Source organism: Sphingobium sp. B11D3A (assembly GCF_025961695.1).
Classification (GTDB): Bacteria; Pseudomonadota; Alphaproteobacteria; order Sphingomonadales; family Sphingomonadaceae; genus Sphingobium.
Genome location: NZ_JAOQOE010000001.1, coordinates 3,169,031 through 3,183,114 on the forward strand (window position 1 = coordinate 3,169,031; position 14,084 = coordinate 3,183,114).

At 66.7% G+C, this 14,084-nt stretch carries 11 protein-coding genes; 6 read left to right on the plus strand and 5 right to left on the minus strand.

What is annotated here, in order from left to right; translation table 11 throughout:
• Positions 1-43: 43 nt before the first annotated feature.
• Complete coding sequence (locus M2332_RS14805) at positions 44-2,131, minus strand: TonB-dependent receptor plug domain-containing protein (RefSeq protein ID WP_264574645.1); 2,088 nt, start codon at positions 2,129-2,131, stop codon at positions 44-46.
• A 94-nt stretch (positions 2,132-2,225) separates the two neighbouring features.
• On the opposite strand from M2332_RS14805, the gene M2332_RS14810 reads away from it, so the two are divergent.
• Together M2332_RS14810 and M2332_RS14815 are read left to right on the plus strand one after the other, a co-directional pair.
• Positions 2,226-2,726 (plus strand): homogentisate 1,2-dioxygenase, encoded by a 501-nt coding sequence (locus tag M2332_RS14810; RefSeq protein ID WP_264574646.1) that lies wholly within the window; start codon positions 2,226-2,228, stop codon positions 2,724-2,726.
• Between the two features lie 94 nt (positions 2,727-2,820).
• Positions 2,821-3,513: a VIT family protein gene (locus M2332_RS14815; RefSeq protein WP_181558943.1), complete on the plus strand. Its 693-nt coding sequence runs from the start codon at positions 2,821-2,823 to the stop codon at positions 3,511-3,513.
• Between the two features lie 18 nt (positions 3,514-3,531).
• On the opposite strand, the gene M2332_RS14820 is transcribed toward M2332_RS14815, so the two are convergent.
• A complete protein-coding gene (locus M2332_RS14820; protein ID WP_264574647.1) occupies positions 3,532-4,305 on the minus strand; it encodes a FadR/GntR family transcriptional regulator in 774 nt (257 codons plus the stop codon).
• A gap of 153 nt (positions 4,306-4,458) precedes the next feature.
• Here M2332_RS14820 and M2332_RS14825 point away from each other — a divergent pair, with 153 nt between their 5' ends.
• Genes M2332_RS14825 through M2332_RS14835 form a run of 3 tightly spaced genes read left to right on the plus strand, consistent with a single transcriptional unit; the run spans position 4,459 to position 8,349 of the window.
• Positions 4,459-5,796: a Rieske 2Fe-2S domain-containing protein gene (locus tag M2332_RS14825; RefSeq protein ID WP_264574648.1), complete on the plus strand. Its 1,338-nt coding sequence runs from the start codon at positions 4,459-4,461 to the stop codon at positions 5,794-5,796.
• Between the two features lie 9 nt (positions 5,797-5,805).
• The gene (locus M2332_RS14830; protein WP_264574649.1) at positions 5,806-7,014 is read left to right on the plus strand and encodes a pyridoxal-phosphate-dependent aminotransferase family protein; all 1,209 of its coding nucleotides are present in this window, start codon (positions 5,806-5,808) and stop codon (positions 7,012-7,014) included.
• A 39-nt stretch (positions 7,015-7,053) separates the two neighbouring features.
• Entirely contained in the window at positions 7,054-8,349 is a 1,296-nt protein-coding gene (locus M2332_RS14835; RefSeq protein WP_264574650.1) for an MFS transporter, read from the plus strand.
• A gap of 459 nt (positions 8,350-8,808) precedes the next feature.
• Here M2332_RS14835 and M2332_RS14840 read toward each other — a convergent pair whose 3' ends face one another.
• The gene (locus tag M2332_RS14840) at positions 8,809-10,266 is read right to left on the minus strand and encodes an aldehyde dehydrogenase family protein (protein ID WP_264574651.1); all 1,458 of its coding nucleotides are present in this window, start codon (positions 10,264-10,266) and stop codon (positions 8,809-8,811) included.
• Between the two features lie 89 nt (positions 10,267-10,355).
• Here M2332_RS14840 and M2332_RS14845 point away from each other — a divergent pair, with 89 nt between their 5' ends.
• The gene (locus M2332_RS14845) at positions 10,356-11,435 is read left to right on the plus strand and encodes an aldo/keto reductase (RefSeq protein ID WP_264574652.1); all 1,080 of its coding nucleotides are present in this window, start codon (positions 10,356-10,358) and stop codon (positions 11,433-11,435) included.
• A 17-nt stretch (positions 11,436-11,452) separates the two neighbouring features.
• Here M2332_RS14845 and M2332_RS14850 read toward each other — a convergent pair whose 3' ends face one another.
• Positions 11,453-12,583, minus strand: coding sequence for an acyl-CoA dehydrogenase family protein (locus M2332_RS14850; RefSeq protein WP_264574653.1), 1,131 nt, complete (start codon positions 12,581-12,583; stop codon positions 11,453-11,455).
• On the minus strand, positions 12,580-13,755 hold the full coding sequence (locus M2332_RS14855; protein WP_264574654.1) for an acyl-CoA dehydrogenase family protein: 1,176 nt from the start codon (positions 13,753-13,755) through the stop codon (positions 12,580-12,582). The genes M2332_RS14850 and M2332_RS14855 overlap by 4 nt, the downstream gene beginning before the upstream one ends.
• Positions 13,756-14,084 lie beyond the last annotated feature (329 nt).

Here is a 14,084-nt window from a genome sequence, read left to right on the forward strand (position 1 = left end):
CATATAGAAAGACAGTATTATCAATCGTGGAGGGGCAGAGGCGTCAGTAGCGCGCGCTCAGGCTGAGGAACAGCGAGCGGCCCGGTTCGGGGAAGCCATCGGTCAGCACATAATCCCGGTCGAAGAGATTGCGGCCTCCGACGCTGAGCGTGGCCTGCGGCGTCAGCGCATAATCGATGCTCAGTCCGGCCAGCGCATAGCCGCCCGTCTTGTAATAGATGGGCGCGAGGCCGTTGGCGGAGGCCGGGGTGACAGTCGTCCGGCGCGAGGCAAAATCGAGATTGGGCGTGACGCGCAGGGTAGGGACGGGTCGCCAGCCCAGATAGGCAAAGCCTTTGTGGCCCGGCACATCGGTGAGCTGAAACGGGCGGATCAGGCTGCCCGCCGGCGCCGTGCCGACCGTGAAGTCCCGCTGGATGTAGGAATAATTGCCGCCCAGCTCGATCTGGTCGTTCAGCTTCACATCCACCGCGACCTCGCCGCCATAATAATGCGCCGATCCATAATTCTCCCGGCGATTGAGGTTGGCCGGCGTGCGGACCGAAACCAGCGCGTCGCTCACCCAGCTGTGGAAGAGCGCTGCGCTGACATGGAGCGGCCCCAGCTGACGCGCCCCGCCGACCTCCAGCGTGGTCGCCCGTTCCGGGTTCAGGCCGGGATTGGGCTCGGCGGTGCCGAACTGGCTGCTGAACCGCTCGAACAGGGTCGGAAAGCGGGCACGGGACGAGAGCGAGAGATGCGCCGCGCTGCCATTCTCGCCGCGCCAATCCAGCCGCCCTTGCGCGTTCAGCGCATCGACGTTGCGCAGCGGAAAGCTGTAGAGCCGGTTGGCGCCGGTCTGCCCCTGCGGCACGCCATATTCCTCCGCGCGGTCGAGATCGCGCCAGTCATAGGAGGCGCCCAGCGTCAGCGTGAGCGTCGGCAGCAAGGCGAAGCGGTTCTCCACCGCGATGCTCCAGTTGCGCTCGGCACTGATCTGGACCGGCTCGGCGATGCTGCCGGGCAGGCCCGGGCGGCTGGTCTGGGATTCGCTGTGCTCGTCATGCCGGTAATGGAAGGCAAGGGTCAGCCGGTTGACGGGCAGCAGCTCCATGCCGAGCTCCGCTGATCCGCCATAAGCCGTGTCCGCATAAGGGCTGTCGAAGGACCGACCCAGCGTCTGGTTGGTCTGGCTGCGATTGTCCCAGGAGCGCAGCAGATTGTCGAAGCGGCTGTAATAAGCCCGCGTCTTGAGCGTCGCCTGATTGCTGAGCGCGGTGGTGGAGAGGGCGGACAGCGTGTCGATGGTCCAATAGGGCCAGCTCCAGTTGCGCAGCGAAACGTTGCTCGTGTCGCTCACATGCAGCGGCGCGTTCTTGCTGCCCTCTTGCCGTGTGTAGCTCAGCACATATTCGTCGGTGGCGTTGGGGGTGACGCCCAGCTTGGCATTCACGCGCCAATCTGATGTGCGCGAGAAGTCGCGCGCGCCGCCGTCCTCGTTCGCGCTGACCGGGTGGAAACCACCGGCAAGCGTCCAGTGATCGGTGAAATTGCGGGCATAGCTCGCCTGCGCGTACCAATGGTCCTGCCGCGTGCCGAGCAAGGCGAAGACGCTGTAGCCACCATAGTCCGCATCGCGGTCGAGATTGAGCGTGGCGCGCGCCTCGGCCTCCACAGCCTTGGTGGGCTTGCGCGTGACGAGATTGATCGCACCGCCCATGGCACCGGGACCATCCAGCACGGAGGTATAGGCTTTCGCCACCTGCACCTCGGCAATGTCCGGCGTGAGGAAGCGGCCGAAGTCTAGCCGGTTGTCGGCCGGCAGATAGACGCGGATCCCGTCAATCGAGAGCGGCACCTGAAAGCGGTCGAACCCGCGCACGAACACCAGCCGCTCGTTGCGCGAGCCGCCGCTATTGCCCGCCGAGACGCCCGGCAGGAGGTTGATCGCATCGTCGAGCTGCACGCGGTTAAAGCGGACCATGGCCTGCTGGCCGAGCGTCTCCGTGCCAATCAGACGGTCAGGCCCGGCGGGCGCCGTCACGATGATCTGGCCGAGGCCGAAACTGCCGGCCTCGCTCTCCGGCGCCTGCGCGCGGGCCATGCCGGACGTCACCAGAATTGCGGCGCCCAGCACCAGTGTCGCTCTCATCAATGGATCCCCTTTTCCTGTTCGTGATTCGATGTATATGGGCAAATACATCGAAAGAACCGACCGTCCAGAGGAGAAGCGGACAATGCGTGTGATGATGGCTCTCGCAATGGCGCTGGCACCGGTGCCCGTCGCCGCTCAGATGCCCGCTGCGGATGCGCCCGCCTGCGCGGACGATGCGGCGCTGCCGCCTGAATTTGCTGCCTGGCGCAACGCCGAGCAGGTTGCCGGCCTGACGGAAGCCATCGTCCAGCTCAAACCCGGACGGGCCGTCGACCTTACCTTGTCGCCTGCCTCATCCGTCGCGTTCGCTGCCGCGCCCGAGCGCGCGGCCAAGCCCGGCACCCACGCCGGGATGCTGGCGTTCGACGCCCCGCGCGAGGGCGTCTATCGCGTCGCCCTGGGCGCAGCGGCCTGGCTGGACATGGTGACCAACGGCGCCCGCGTGACCTCCCTCGCGCATGGCCATGGGCCGGCTTGCTCGGGCATCCGCAAGATCGTCGATTTCCGCCTCAAGGCGGGGCGCCACATCCTGCAGATCAGCGGCAGCGAGGCGCCGGTCATCAGGGCGATGATCGTGCCGGCCACCGAATAAGATTGCGCCAGCCCTCCGGCCAAGAGCAGATTTCCCCAATCGCCGCGCAGGCCCCGTTCTGATAAAGTCGCGCTGAATATGAGGGGGATCATCCATGAGGCCGCATCGGGAATATCATCTTGTCTCGCGCATCGGCTGGCTGCGCGCGGCGGTGCTGGGCGCCAATGACGGCATTGTGTCCACGGCCAGCCTCATCCTCGGCGTGGCGGCCTCGGGTGCGGATCGGTCGGCGCTGATCGTCGCGGGTGCTGCCGGTCTGGTGGCCGGGGCGATGTCCATGGCGGCCGGCGAATATGTCTCGGTCAGCTCCCAGTCCGACACCGAGCGCTCCGACCTCGCGCGCGAAACGCAGGAGCTGGCCACCGCGCCCGAGGCCGAGCTGCAGGAACTCACCGACATCTACGTCGCGCGCGGCGTCGACCCGGCGACGGCGCGGCGCGCGGCCGAGCAGATGATGGCCCATGATGCGCTCGGCGCTCATGCGCGCGACGAGCTGCACATTACCGAGACGACAGCGGCCCGCCCGGTGGTGGCCGCCTTCACCTCCGCCGCCACCTTCACGGCCGGCGCGGCGCTGCCGCTGGTGCTTGCCGCCGTGCTGCCGATGGACCGCATGGTGGTGGGCGAGGCAGCAGGATCGATCCTGTTCCTCGGCCTGCTCGGCGCCATTGGCGCGCGCGCCGGCGGGGCCAAGCCCTGGCGGCCGGTGGCGCGGGTGGTCTTCTGGGGCGCGCTTGCCATGGCCCTGACAGCCGGGATCGGGCGGCTGGTCGGGACGAGTGTCTGACCGGACGGCGTCGGCCGCCTAGCTGGCGGGCGTCGCAATCCCCGCCTGATCGCTCAACTCCTTGAGCCGGTAGAGCATCGACTTGCGGCGATCGAGCAGATGGAGGCGCATCGCCGTGAAGGCGCCCTCACTGTCGCGCGCGGCGATCCGGTCGAAAATGCCCTGCAGCGACTTGTAGCCGATGCGGCTGTTGCGCGGTGAGGCTTCCAGCGCCGTGAACAGGTTGAGCAGCGCATGCTCCAGCGCATGCATGAGCGTCACCAGCGTGCGCGCGCCCGAGGCCTCCACGATGAAGCGGTGGAAGGCGAGGATGCGATCGACGGACTCCCGCCGCGGCAGGTCCGGCTCCATGATCCGCTCCAGCAGCAGCCGCAGCGCCTCGATCTGGTCGTCGGTGATCTTCTCGGCGGCAAGCTCTGCCGCGCGGCATTCGATGCCGATGCGGGCATCGAAAATCTCCTCGGCCGTCACCTGCACGAGCATGAACTGCACGGCCAGGGCGGTGGCGAACTGGTCCGGCTTGCCCTCGGCAATCGTCGCGCCGCCGCCCGCGCCGGTCTTGATCGTCACGACCCCCAGCGCTTCGAGCCGGCCCAGCGCCTCGCGGATCGGCACGCGGCTGGTCTGGAAGGTCTCGGTCAGCTGCGCCTCGGTACCCAGGAACTGGCCGGGTTTGAACTGGCCGGCAAACAGCGCGTCGATCACCTGCGAGACGATGCGCGAGGCGAGCGACTGGCTGCGCACGGAACTGAAAACGGTGTCGGATTCGGCCAAGGGAACAGGCTTTCTCATGTTGGCATCGCCCGCGCGGGGCGGGCGATCGGTCATTCCATATGATGATTTCAATCCTGCCCCGCCCGGCATTGCTTGACAAGCCACGCCGCATCGGATGAAAAAGAATAACTATATTATAGTTTGATTCATTCAAACGTGGGGGAGGGCGGAATGTCGCCGGAAGACAATGCCTTGCTGACGCAGACTGGCCCCGGCACCCCCATGGGCGCGTTGATGCGGGAATATTGGATCCCCGCGTTCATGCCGGACGAAGTCAAGGCTGGCGGCGCGCCGCTGCGGCTCCGGCTGCTCGGGGAGAACTTCCTCGCCTTCCGCTCGCCCGATGGATCGCTTGGCGTGGTCGATCATCGCTGCGCCCATCGCTGCGCGTCGCTGTTCTACGGGCGCAATGAGGAGGGCGGCATCCGCTGCGTCTATCATGGCTGGAAGTTCGATCGGAACGGCCAGTGCATCGAGATGCCGAGCGAGCCGCCGGAGACCGACTATAAGGACAAGGTGAAGATCCGCGCGCTCCCCGTGGTCGAGCGCTACGGTGTCGCCTGGGTCTATATGGGCAATCGCGCCGAGCCACCCGCGCTGCCGCATTTCGACTGGGACGAGGTGGAGGCGGGGCAGCCGCTCACCGTCACCTTCATGATGCGCGAGTGCAACTGGCTGCAGGCGTTGGAGGGGGATATCGACACCTGCCATGTCGGCTTCCTGCATCTGGGTGCGGCGACGCCGGATCAGTTCGAGGAAGGCTCGATCAATTATTACAGGCAGATGCGCGAGAATCTTGCGCCGAAATATGAGGCGCTGGAGACCGATTACGGGACCATGTATTGCGCCTATCGCCCGGCCGGGGACAATCTCTATCACCGCATCGGCCAGTTCGCTTTGCCCTTCTGGACCATGGCGCCCTCCGAGCCGCTCGACCATATCCGCGCCCGCGCCTGGGTGCCGCTGGATGATCATCATGCCATGCTCGTCACCATCGGCGGCCCGCGCACCGCCGCGACGACGCTCACCAAGGCGGGCAAGCCGATTCCCGGCACCACCTCGCCGATCAATTTCCTGCCCAACACCACCGACTGGCTCGGCCGCTTCCGCATCGATGCCAATCCGCGCAACGATCATCTGATCTCGCGTGAGGCGCAGTCGACGCAGAGCTATAGCGGCATCGAGGCGATCCCGGTGCAGGATCAGGCGGTCACCGAGAGCATGGGGCCGGTGGTGGACCGCACCATGGAGCATCTGGGCACCAGCGACCGGATGATCGTGCTCACCCGCCGGCGGCTCAAATGGGCCGCGACGGCGTTGCGGGACGACGGGGTGGTGCCGCCGGGCGTCGATAATCCGGCCTGCTACCATAATGTCCGCGCCGGCTATGCGCTGCTCCCACCCGAGCAGGACTGGCTCGATTTCTACAATGCGCGTCGCGCGGTCTGGAGCAAGGAGACCGCCGAGCCGGTGGATCGCAAGCGCCGCCTCGCGCCCGCGCCAGCCTGAGGACCGTTCATGCCTGCCACCTCTTCCCATCGCCCCGGCGCGCACTTCCTGCAACTGCCCGGTCCCACGACCACGCCGCAACGGGTGATGGAGGCAATTGCACGCCCGACCATCAACCATCGCGGGCCTGACTTCCGCGATCTCACGGTCGAGGTGCTGGACGGGATAAAGGGCATCTTCAAGACCGCCGGCCCGGTCATCATCTACCCCTCGTCGGGCACCGGCGCGTGGGAAGCGGCGCTGGTCAATGCGCTCTCGCCGGGCGACGCGGTGCTGATGTACGAGACCGGCTGGTTCGCGACGCTCTGGTGCCGCCTCGCCCGCAAGATCGGCCTGGAGCCCGAGCTGATCCCCGGCGACTGGCGCACCCCGGTCGATGCCGCAGCCATTGGCGAGCGGCTGCGCGGGGACAAGGCGCATCGCATCAAGGCGGTCTGCGTGGTCCACAACGAGACCTCCACCGGCGTGACCTCAGACATCGCCGCCGTGCGCCGCGCCATCAATGAAGCCGGGCACCCCGCGCTGCTGATGGCCGATCTCGTCTCGTCGCTGGCGTCGGTGGATTATCAGCATGATGCCTGGGGCGTGGATGTCGCAGTCGGCGGCTCGCAAAAGGGGCTGATGCTGCCGCCGGGCCTCTCCTTCAATGCCCTGTCGCAAAAGGCCATCGCGGCGTCGAAATCGGCCGGGATGAGGCGCTCCTATTGGGATTGGGGCGAGATGCTGGAGGCCAATGCCCGGGGCTTTTTCCCCTACACCCCGGCCATCAATCTGCTGCAGGGGCTGCGCGAGGCCATTGCCATGATGCAGGAGGAGGGGCTGGACGCCGTCTTCGCGCGTCACCAGCGGGCGGCGCAGGCGACGCGCGCGGCGGTCGCCCAATGGGGCTTCGAGACGCAATGCCGCGATGCCGCCGCCCATTCGCCGGTGCTCACCGCCGTGCGGATGCCGGACGGCATCTCCGCCGATGCGGTGCGCGAGGCGGCGCTGGAGCGCTGCAACATGAGCCTCGGCAATGGCCTCGGCCAGCTCGATGACCGGGTGTTCCGGATCGGCCATCTCGGCGACTTCAGCGACACGCTGGTACTCGGCGCCATCGCCGCAACGGAAGCTGCGCTGGCCTTCGCGGGTGTCCCTTGTCGGGCCGGCGGTACGGAAGCGGCCATCGCCGTGCTGACCGGGCAGGCGCAGCGCGGCGCGCCCGGCCTGGCCGCCTGATCGGGCGAGGGCGGCAAGAGACCGGACGGGAGCGAGAGCATGGCAGGTCGAGCGAGTCTCACAGACAAGATCGCCATCATCCGCGCGACCTGGCGCTATCCGGGCTGGGGCGTGGTCGCCAAGGCGTTCTTCATCTTCCTCATCGCCTTCGGCGCGCCGCTGACCATGCCGTTCGTCTATCCCGAGGTCATGAAGGAGTTCGGCTGGACGCTGACCCAGGCCACGCTCATCTACACCTATAAGAGCCTCACCGGCGCGATCATGGCGATCTTCATCATCGGCCCGCTGGTGGAGCGGATCGGCCTCAAGCTGGTGCTGGTCGGCGCCATGGCGGCCGAAGCCATCGGGCTGGCGGGCTTCCTGTTCGTCCACTCGCTATGGAGCTATTATGTCGTCGGCTTCATGATCGGCATTGGCCAGGGCGCCGTGATCATTTCGCTGCGGCTCCTCGTCTCGCGCTGGTTCATGCGCAATGTCGGGCTGGCGACGGGCGTGGCGGTGATCGGCACCAGCTTCGGCGGCGTGCTGTTCCCGCTGATGACCAGTCAGCTCATTCCGCTTTATGGCTGGCGCGTCGCCTTTGCCTGTCTGAGCATCGGCATCTTCTGCATTTCCATTCCGCTCGCGCTGTCGGTGCGGTTCAACCCCAGCGAGGCGGACGTGCTGCCCGAGGCGGTGCGGACGAGCGAGCAGGTCAGCAGCGCCCGGCTGCGCGCGGCCGATCTCGGCATCAGCTTCCGCACGATGCTGCGCCAGCACGCCTTCTGGCTGATCGCGCTGGCGACGTTCCTCTCGGCGCTGATCGATCAGGCACTTTTCCAGCACAGCATCTATTATCTCACCAACGAGATCGGCCTCTCGCGCACGGTCGCGGCCTCGGCCTGGTCGCTCACCTTCCTCATCGGCATCGGCGCCAAGTTCGTCGCGGGCATGACGTTCGATCGCTTTTCGGTGAAGGGCGTCGCCGGCTGGAACCTGCTGCTCGGCCTCGCCATCCTGCTGGCGCTGCCGGTGCAGGGGCTGTTCACCGCGCTTGTCTTCACCACCGTGCTGGGCGTGGCGCATGGCGGCCTGACCGTGGACGGCCCGGTCGTTGCCAAGCATGTCTATGGCCCCGGCCTCATGAACCGGCTGCTGCCAGTGCTCGCCGGCTTCAACACCATGGGCTCGGCCTTCGGGCCGGTCGTGCTGGCGAACCTGTACGATCGCAACGGCACCTATCTGGTCGGCTTTGGCGTGTTCATCGGCCTGACGATCGTCGCCGCACTTCTGATGGCGCGCGTCACCCCGGCCTATCTGCTGCGGATCAGGGCACTGCAGGATAATGCCGCTTAATCAGCAGTGTGCCCAAGCAGATCGTCAGAAAAGCGTCCGTATCCCGGTTCGAGCGTCATAAGCGTTATAATTTCGATGCTTACCCAGGATGAGGACCTCATGATCACGGCTTTTGCAACATTGCTCCTGGCCGCGGCAGCGCCTCCTCCTGCTCAGCCGCGCTGCTCCTCGTTCGCAACCCTGTCAGCAGCAGACCAAAAGCAATATGGCTCGCGCTATCGTTTCCGGGTGCGCACAAAAGGCAAAGCAGTGGCGGAGCAGTGGGTCCGGACGTCAGTGTGCCCGGAGGCACGGGCTGCCTTACGAGAAAAGCGACGCGAGCCACTGCTCAACAAGCACGGTCGGCCTTGCACCAAGACGCGGACTGAGATGCGCCCGATCACGAGTGACGGGAGCATGACGATGATACCGCGCCAAGTCTGCATCGATTAGGCAGGCGGAGCGACTGAGGGGTGCACCTCATGCCAGCGGAATCGTGACCGCCTGCATTTCCATATAGGATTGCATCCCCGCGACGCCCTGCTCGCGCCCATAGCCTGAATGCTTGGCGCCACCGAAGGGCACGTCGCGGCCATTGCCGCCGTGCCGGTTGACCCAGACCATCCCGGCCTCGAGCTGCCGGGCAATCGCGCCGCCGCCGTCTGTGTCCGCCGTCCACACCGATGCGCCGAGGCCGAATTCGGTGGCGTTGGCGCGGCGGATGACATCCTCGATCTCGTCGAAAGCCAGCACCGGCAGCACCGGGCCGAACTGCTCTTCGCGCACCAGCGGCGCCGCGTGATCCAGCCCTGCGACCACTGTCGGCATGACGAAATAGCCCGGGCCGGGCAGCCGCTCGCCACCGGTGAGGATCTGTGCGCCCGGGGTTGCCCGCACGCCCTCGAGCAGCGCCAGCACCTTCTCGAACTGCATCCGGTTCTGGATCGGCCCCATCTGGCTTTGCGGATCGGTGCCCGGTCCCACGCGGATGGCGGCGGCGCGGCGGGCCAGCGCCTCGACCATCGCCGGGTAGAGCGCGCGATGCACGAACACCCGCTTGATCGCCATGCAGACCTGCCCGCAATTGGCAAAGGCGCTGCGGGCAATGCCCTCGGCGGTGGCTTCCACATCCGCATCGGGCAGCACAATGGCTGGATCGTTGCCGCCCAATTCCAGCGTGATGCGCTTGAAGGTGCCTGCCGCGCTGGCCATCACATGGCGGCCAGTCGCCACCGATCCGGTGAAGCTGATCTTGTCCACATCCGGATGCGTTGTCAGCCAAACGCCCAGATCATTGCCGCCGCTCAGGATGTTCACCGTGCCCGGGGGCACGATGTCCGCAATGGCCTGCCCGATGGCGAGCGTGGAGAGCGGCGTGAGCGGGGAGGGCTTCAGCACGATGCAATTGCCGGTGTAGAGCGCCTGCGCGATCTTCACGGTGGCCAGCATCACCGGCACGTTCCACGGCGTGATGCCGCCCACCACGCCGAGCGGCCGGTAGCGGATTTCCACCCGCTCGCGCGCATCTTCGCGCAGCACGCCGCCGGCGACATCGAAGGCGCTCAACGCCTCGATATGATCGGCCGCACGGCGCACCTCGCCAATGGCGTCGTGCAACGGCTTGCCCTGTTCGGCGGTGAGCAGTGCGCCCAGCGGGTCGGCGACTTCGCGCAGCCGCGCCGCGATCTCGTGGATGACGGCGCGCCGCTCGGTCACATCGCGGGCGGACCAACCGGGGAAGGCGCGGCGCGCGGCGGCGACCGCCCGGTCGAGATCGTGCCGCTGCGCGTCCGGTGACTGCGCAAAGGCGGCACCGGTCGCGGGATCGATCACCGGCATGAACGCCTCTCCCGCCACGATCTCCCCGTCGATCAGCATGCCAGCGGCAAGCTCGGGTGGGGCAAGCAAGGGCTTTTGCGCGGTCAGGCTATCGTTCATGTTGCTTTTGGTCTCCGCTTGGCTCACATCCGGCGATACGCCATAAAGATAATATAGTAGTATAGTTTGAGCAATCGGGAAGGGGTGGAATGTTTGACGATTTCGTGACCTTGGGACGGTCCGGCCTGCGGGTGAGCCGTTACGCGCTCGGCACCTTCAACTTCGGCGGCGCGCAGCCCTGGAGTCTGGACGCCACCGCTGCCGGGCGCCTCATTGCGCAGTATCGCGACCTCGGCGGCAACTTCCTCGATTGCGCGAACAGCTATGGCGGCGGCGACGCCGAGACGATCCTCGGTGAGTATCTCGCCGGCGAGTCCGGCCTGCGCGACCGGCTGGTGATCGCCACCAAATTCGGCTCGAATGTCCGCGATGGCGATCCCAATGCCGGCGGGGGCGGGCGCAAGTCCATCCTGCAAAGCGTCGAAGCCTCGCTGTGCAAGCTCAGGACCGACCGGGTCGATCTGCTCTGGATGCACATTGTCGATCCGCTGACGCCGATGGACGAGACGATGCGCGCGCTCGATGATCTGGTGCGGGCGGGCAAGGTGCTGCATGTCGGCCTTTCCAACATTCCGGCGTGGAAAGTGGCCGAGGCGCACTGGCTGGCGCAGTGGCGCAATCTGGCGCCGGTGATCGGCCTGCAGCTGCAATATTCGCTGATGGAGCGGAATATCGAGATCGAGCATGTACCGCTCGCCCAGGCCTATGGCATGGGCATCGCGGCATGGTCGCCGCTCAAGAGCGGCGCGCTGAGCGGCCGCTACCGGCGCGGCGATGCCAGCAATCATGATGCCGAAGGGCGCGGTTCGTTCCTTGCCCGCATTCTGGATGAGAAGGCCGAGCGCGTGCTGGACGTGGTGCTGCAGGTCGCGGAGCGCCACGGCGCCAGCCCCGCGCAGATCGCACTGGCCTGGCTGCAGGCGCAGCCCTGGGTGATGACGATCCTGCTGGGCGCCAACGATGCCGATCAGCTTGTCGAGAATGCCGCAGCGAGCCGCATCACCCTGTCGGCCGAGGATCTGGCGGCGCTCGATGCCGCCGGGCCTCCCGCGCTGACCTATCCCGCCGACTTTGCGCGGCGTGCCACGGGCTCGATTAGTGGCGGCACCCGCATCAACGGTATCGCGCCACCCACCGGCGGCGGCTCGCCGAGCCAGAGCCGGCGCTAAGGGTTTAAGCTGAGCGCTTAAAGGGCCAGCGCCGCGTAGCGCTCGAGATGGGCGTCGCGGTCTCCATGCGAAAGCTCGAACAGCCCTAGTCGGGCGAACAAATGCGCGGCCGGATATTCCTGCACCAGCCCCATGCCGCCATGGAGTTGCACGCACTGCTCGCCGATGAAGCGGGCCGACTCGCCGACCTTCACTTTCGCCGCCGAGACCGCGCGAGCGCGTGCCGCCGGGTCGTCCGCCTCGCAGGCGGCGATGGCGGCGGCCGCGATCGGCGCGGCAAGCTCCTGCGCCATGGCCATGTCGACCAGCCGATGCTGGAGCACCTGAAAGGCATCCAGCGGGCGACCAAATTGCCGGCGGGTGTGGGTATGCTCGCGAGCAAGAGCATTCGCCGCCCGCAAGGCGCCAACGGCGTCGGCGCAGGCGAGGGCGGTGGCTTCATCGAGCGCGCGGGCCAGTGCCGTCTCGCCGCCGGTCAGCCGCGCGGCGGTGGGGACGATAACATCGTCCAGCAAGAGGTCGGCGGCACCGGTCCAGTCGAAGCAGCGGGTCGGGCGAACGGCCAGATCCGCCGCCGGGACGAGAAACAGGGCCACACCCCCGGCCGTGTTCGCCGAGACGATGAACAGGTCTGCGGTATCCCCGCCCGCCACGGCAACCTTGTGGCCCGAGAGGCGCCAGCCATGCGGATCGGGCGTGGCGTGGGCAGTGATCGGCCGGCCATAGCCGGCATCGGCTTCCTCATGCGCCAGCACGACGCGGACTGCGCCGCTGCAGATGGCGGGCAGCCATGCCGCCTGCTGGTCCTCGCTGCCGGCCGCCGCCAGCAGTCGCGCACCGATCATCACCGCCGCATAGGGCTCCAGCACCATCGCGCCGCCCATCGTCTCGACGGCCATGGCCAAGTCACCGAGCGAACCGGGGAAGCCGCCATGCCCCTCCGGCAGGGTGAGGGCGAGCAGGCCAAGCTCGGCATAAGCCGCCCAGGCCGCCCGCGATTCCCGCGCGGCGCTCTCATGCGCATCGCGGCGTTGCTCGAAGCTGTAGTGGCGAGCGAGCACGGTTTCGAGCGAGTTGCGCAACAGGTCGCGAATGTTCGTCTCTTCGGCACCGCCTGCCGGCGCGGCGTCCATCACGGTCGTGTTCATCGGGCTGCCCCCAGGCCAAGCGTTTTGGCGATGATGTTGCGCTGGATTTCGTTCGAGCCGCCATAGATGCTGACGACGCGCGTATCGAAATGGCTCTTGAACAGGCGGCCGAGCCAAGGCTGGCGCGGATCGCCAGCATCCATGGCGGCGTCGGGGGCGAATGGCGCGGCGCTGCGGCCCGCCACCTCGACCAGCAGGCGCGTCAGTCGCTGCTGAAGCTCCGATCCCTTGATCTTCAACATATTGGCCTCGATTCCAGGGGCGAGCCCGGCCCGGGCGCGGTCCAGCATGGCGGTGGCCATGGCCTCCAGCGCATCCAGCTCGATCGCCGCCTCGGCGATGCGCGCGCGGACATGCGGCACGCCGGCCAGCCCCTGTTCCGCCGCGATCTGCCTCAATCGCGCCAACTGGCGGCGATTGAGGCCGATCCGCGCGATCGACAGGCGCTCGTTGCCGAGCACCACGCGCGAATAGGTCCAGCCTTTATGCGGCTCGCCCACCAGATTTTCGGCGGGCACCCGCACAGTGTCGAAGAACACCTCGTTGGTGGTGTGGGCGCCGTTGAGCAGGATGATCGGGCGAATGTCGATGCCCGGCGTCTTGAGGTCGATGAGCAGCATGGAGATGCCCATTTGCGGCTTGGGCGCATCGGGATCGGTGCGGACAAGCGCGAACATCATGGTCGATTCATGCGCCATGGTCGTCCACATCTTCTGCCCGTTGACCACCCAATGGTCGCCGTCCCGCACGGCGCGAGTCTTGAGCGAGGCGAGGTCGGACCCGGCACCCGGCTCGGAAAAGCCCTGGCACCAGATGTCCTCGCCGGAGAGGATGCGCGGCAGATAATGGGCCTTCTGCTCTGGCGTGCCGTAATGCATCAGCGTCGGGCCGAGCATCTTGAGGCCGAAGGAGCCAAGGTCCGGCGCGCCTTCCTCGGCCAGCGTCTCCGAGAAAATATAGGTCTGGACCGGGCTCCAGCCGGTGCCGCCATGCTCCACCGGCCAGTGCGGCGCCGCCCAGCCGCGCGCGTGCAGCGCCTTGTGCCACGCGAGCCGCTCCGCCGCAGTGATGCCGACCGCGTTGGTCACTTTCTCGCGCACATCCGCCGGGCACTCCGCCCGCACGAATGCGCGGACCTCTTCGGCAAAAGCCTGCTCGCTTTGCGTGTACATGCCTGTCCTCTCCTTCTCCTTCCCATCATCGCGCGCTTGCAGATAATATCAAGTAGCTTTATATAAAGCGGCTGGAGAATGTTGTTGTCATTAGCATCGATTTGCGCAACAATTGAGTCGTCACCGGATCGGGGCAGAAGGCTGCGCGGTTTGCATCGAGGGCGCCGCCGGCAAGCCTCGGTTTCCGGGGCATTGGGCCGTCATCCAAGCACCTGTTAAAACCCGGCGACCCCAAAAGATAATATAGTATCATTGTTGTTGACACAGCCTTTATGACGCTTAGTCTCGGGCACAATGAAAGGCCGGCAGGCGCAAACCTGCGGCAACAA

Excerpts from the sequence above, each read along its gene's own strand:
- M2332_RS14855 (WP_264574654.1), bottom strand. The coding sequence starts at position 13,755 with ATGTACACGCAAAGCGAGCAGGCTTTTGCCGAAGAGGTCCGCGCATTC.
- M2332_RS14805 (WP_264574645.1), bottom strand. The coding sequence starts at position 2,131 with ATGAGAGCGACACTGGTGCTGGGCGCCGCAATTCTGGTGACGTCCGGC.
- M2332_RS14810 (WP_264574646.1), top strand. The coding sequence starts at position 2,226 with ATGATGGCTCTCGCAATGGCGCTGGCACCGGTGCCCGTCGCCGCTCAG.
- M2332_RS14820 (WP_264574647.1), bottom strand. The coding sequence starts at position 4,305 with ATGAGAAAGCCTGTTCCCTTGGCCGAATCCGACACCGTTTTCAGTTCC.
- M2332_RS14845 (WP_264574652.1), top strand. The coding sequence starts at position 10,356 with ATGTTTGACGATTTCGTGACCTTGGGACGGTCCGGCCTGCGGGTGAGC.
- M2332_RS14850 (WP_264574653.1), bottom strand. The coding sequence starts at position 12,583 with ATGAACACGACCGTGATGGACGCCGCGCCGGCAGGCGGTGCCGAAGAG.
- M2332_RS14835 (WP_264574650.1), top strand. The coding sequence starts at position 7,054 with ATGGCAGGTCGAGCGAGTCTCACAGACAAGATCGCCATCATCCGCGCG.
- M2332_RS14830 (WP_264574649.1), top strand. The coding sequence starts at position 5,806 with ATGCCTGCCACCTCTTCCCATCGCCCCGGCGCGCACTTCCTGCAACTG.
- M2332_RS14840 (WP_264574651.1), bottom strand. The coding sequence starts at position 10,266 with ATGAACGATAGCCTGACCGCGCAAAAGCCCTTGCTTGCCCCACCCGAG.
- M2332_RS14815 (WP_181558943.1), top strand. The coding sequence starts at position 2,821 with ATGAGGCCGCATCGGGAATATCATCTTGTCTCGCGCATCGGCTGGCTG.
- M2332_RS14825 (WP_264574648.1), top strand. The coding sequence starts at position 4,459 with ATGTCGCCGGAAGACAATGCCTTGCTGACGCAGACTGGCCCCGGCACC.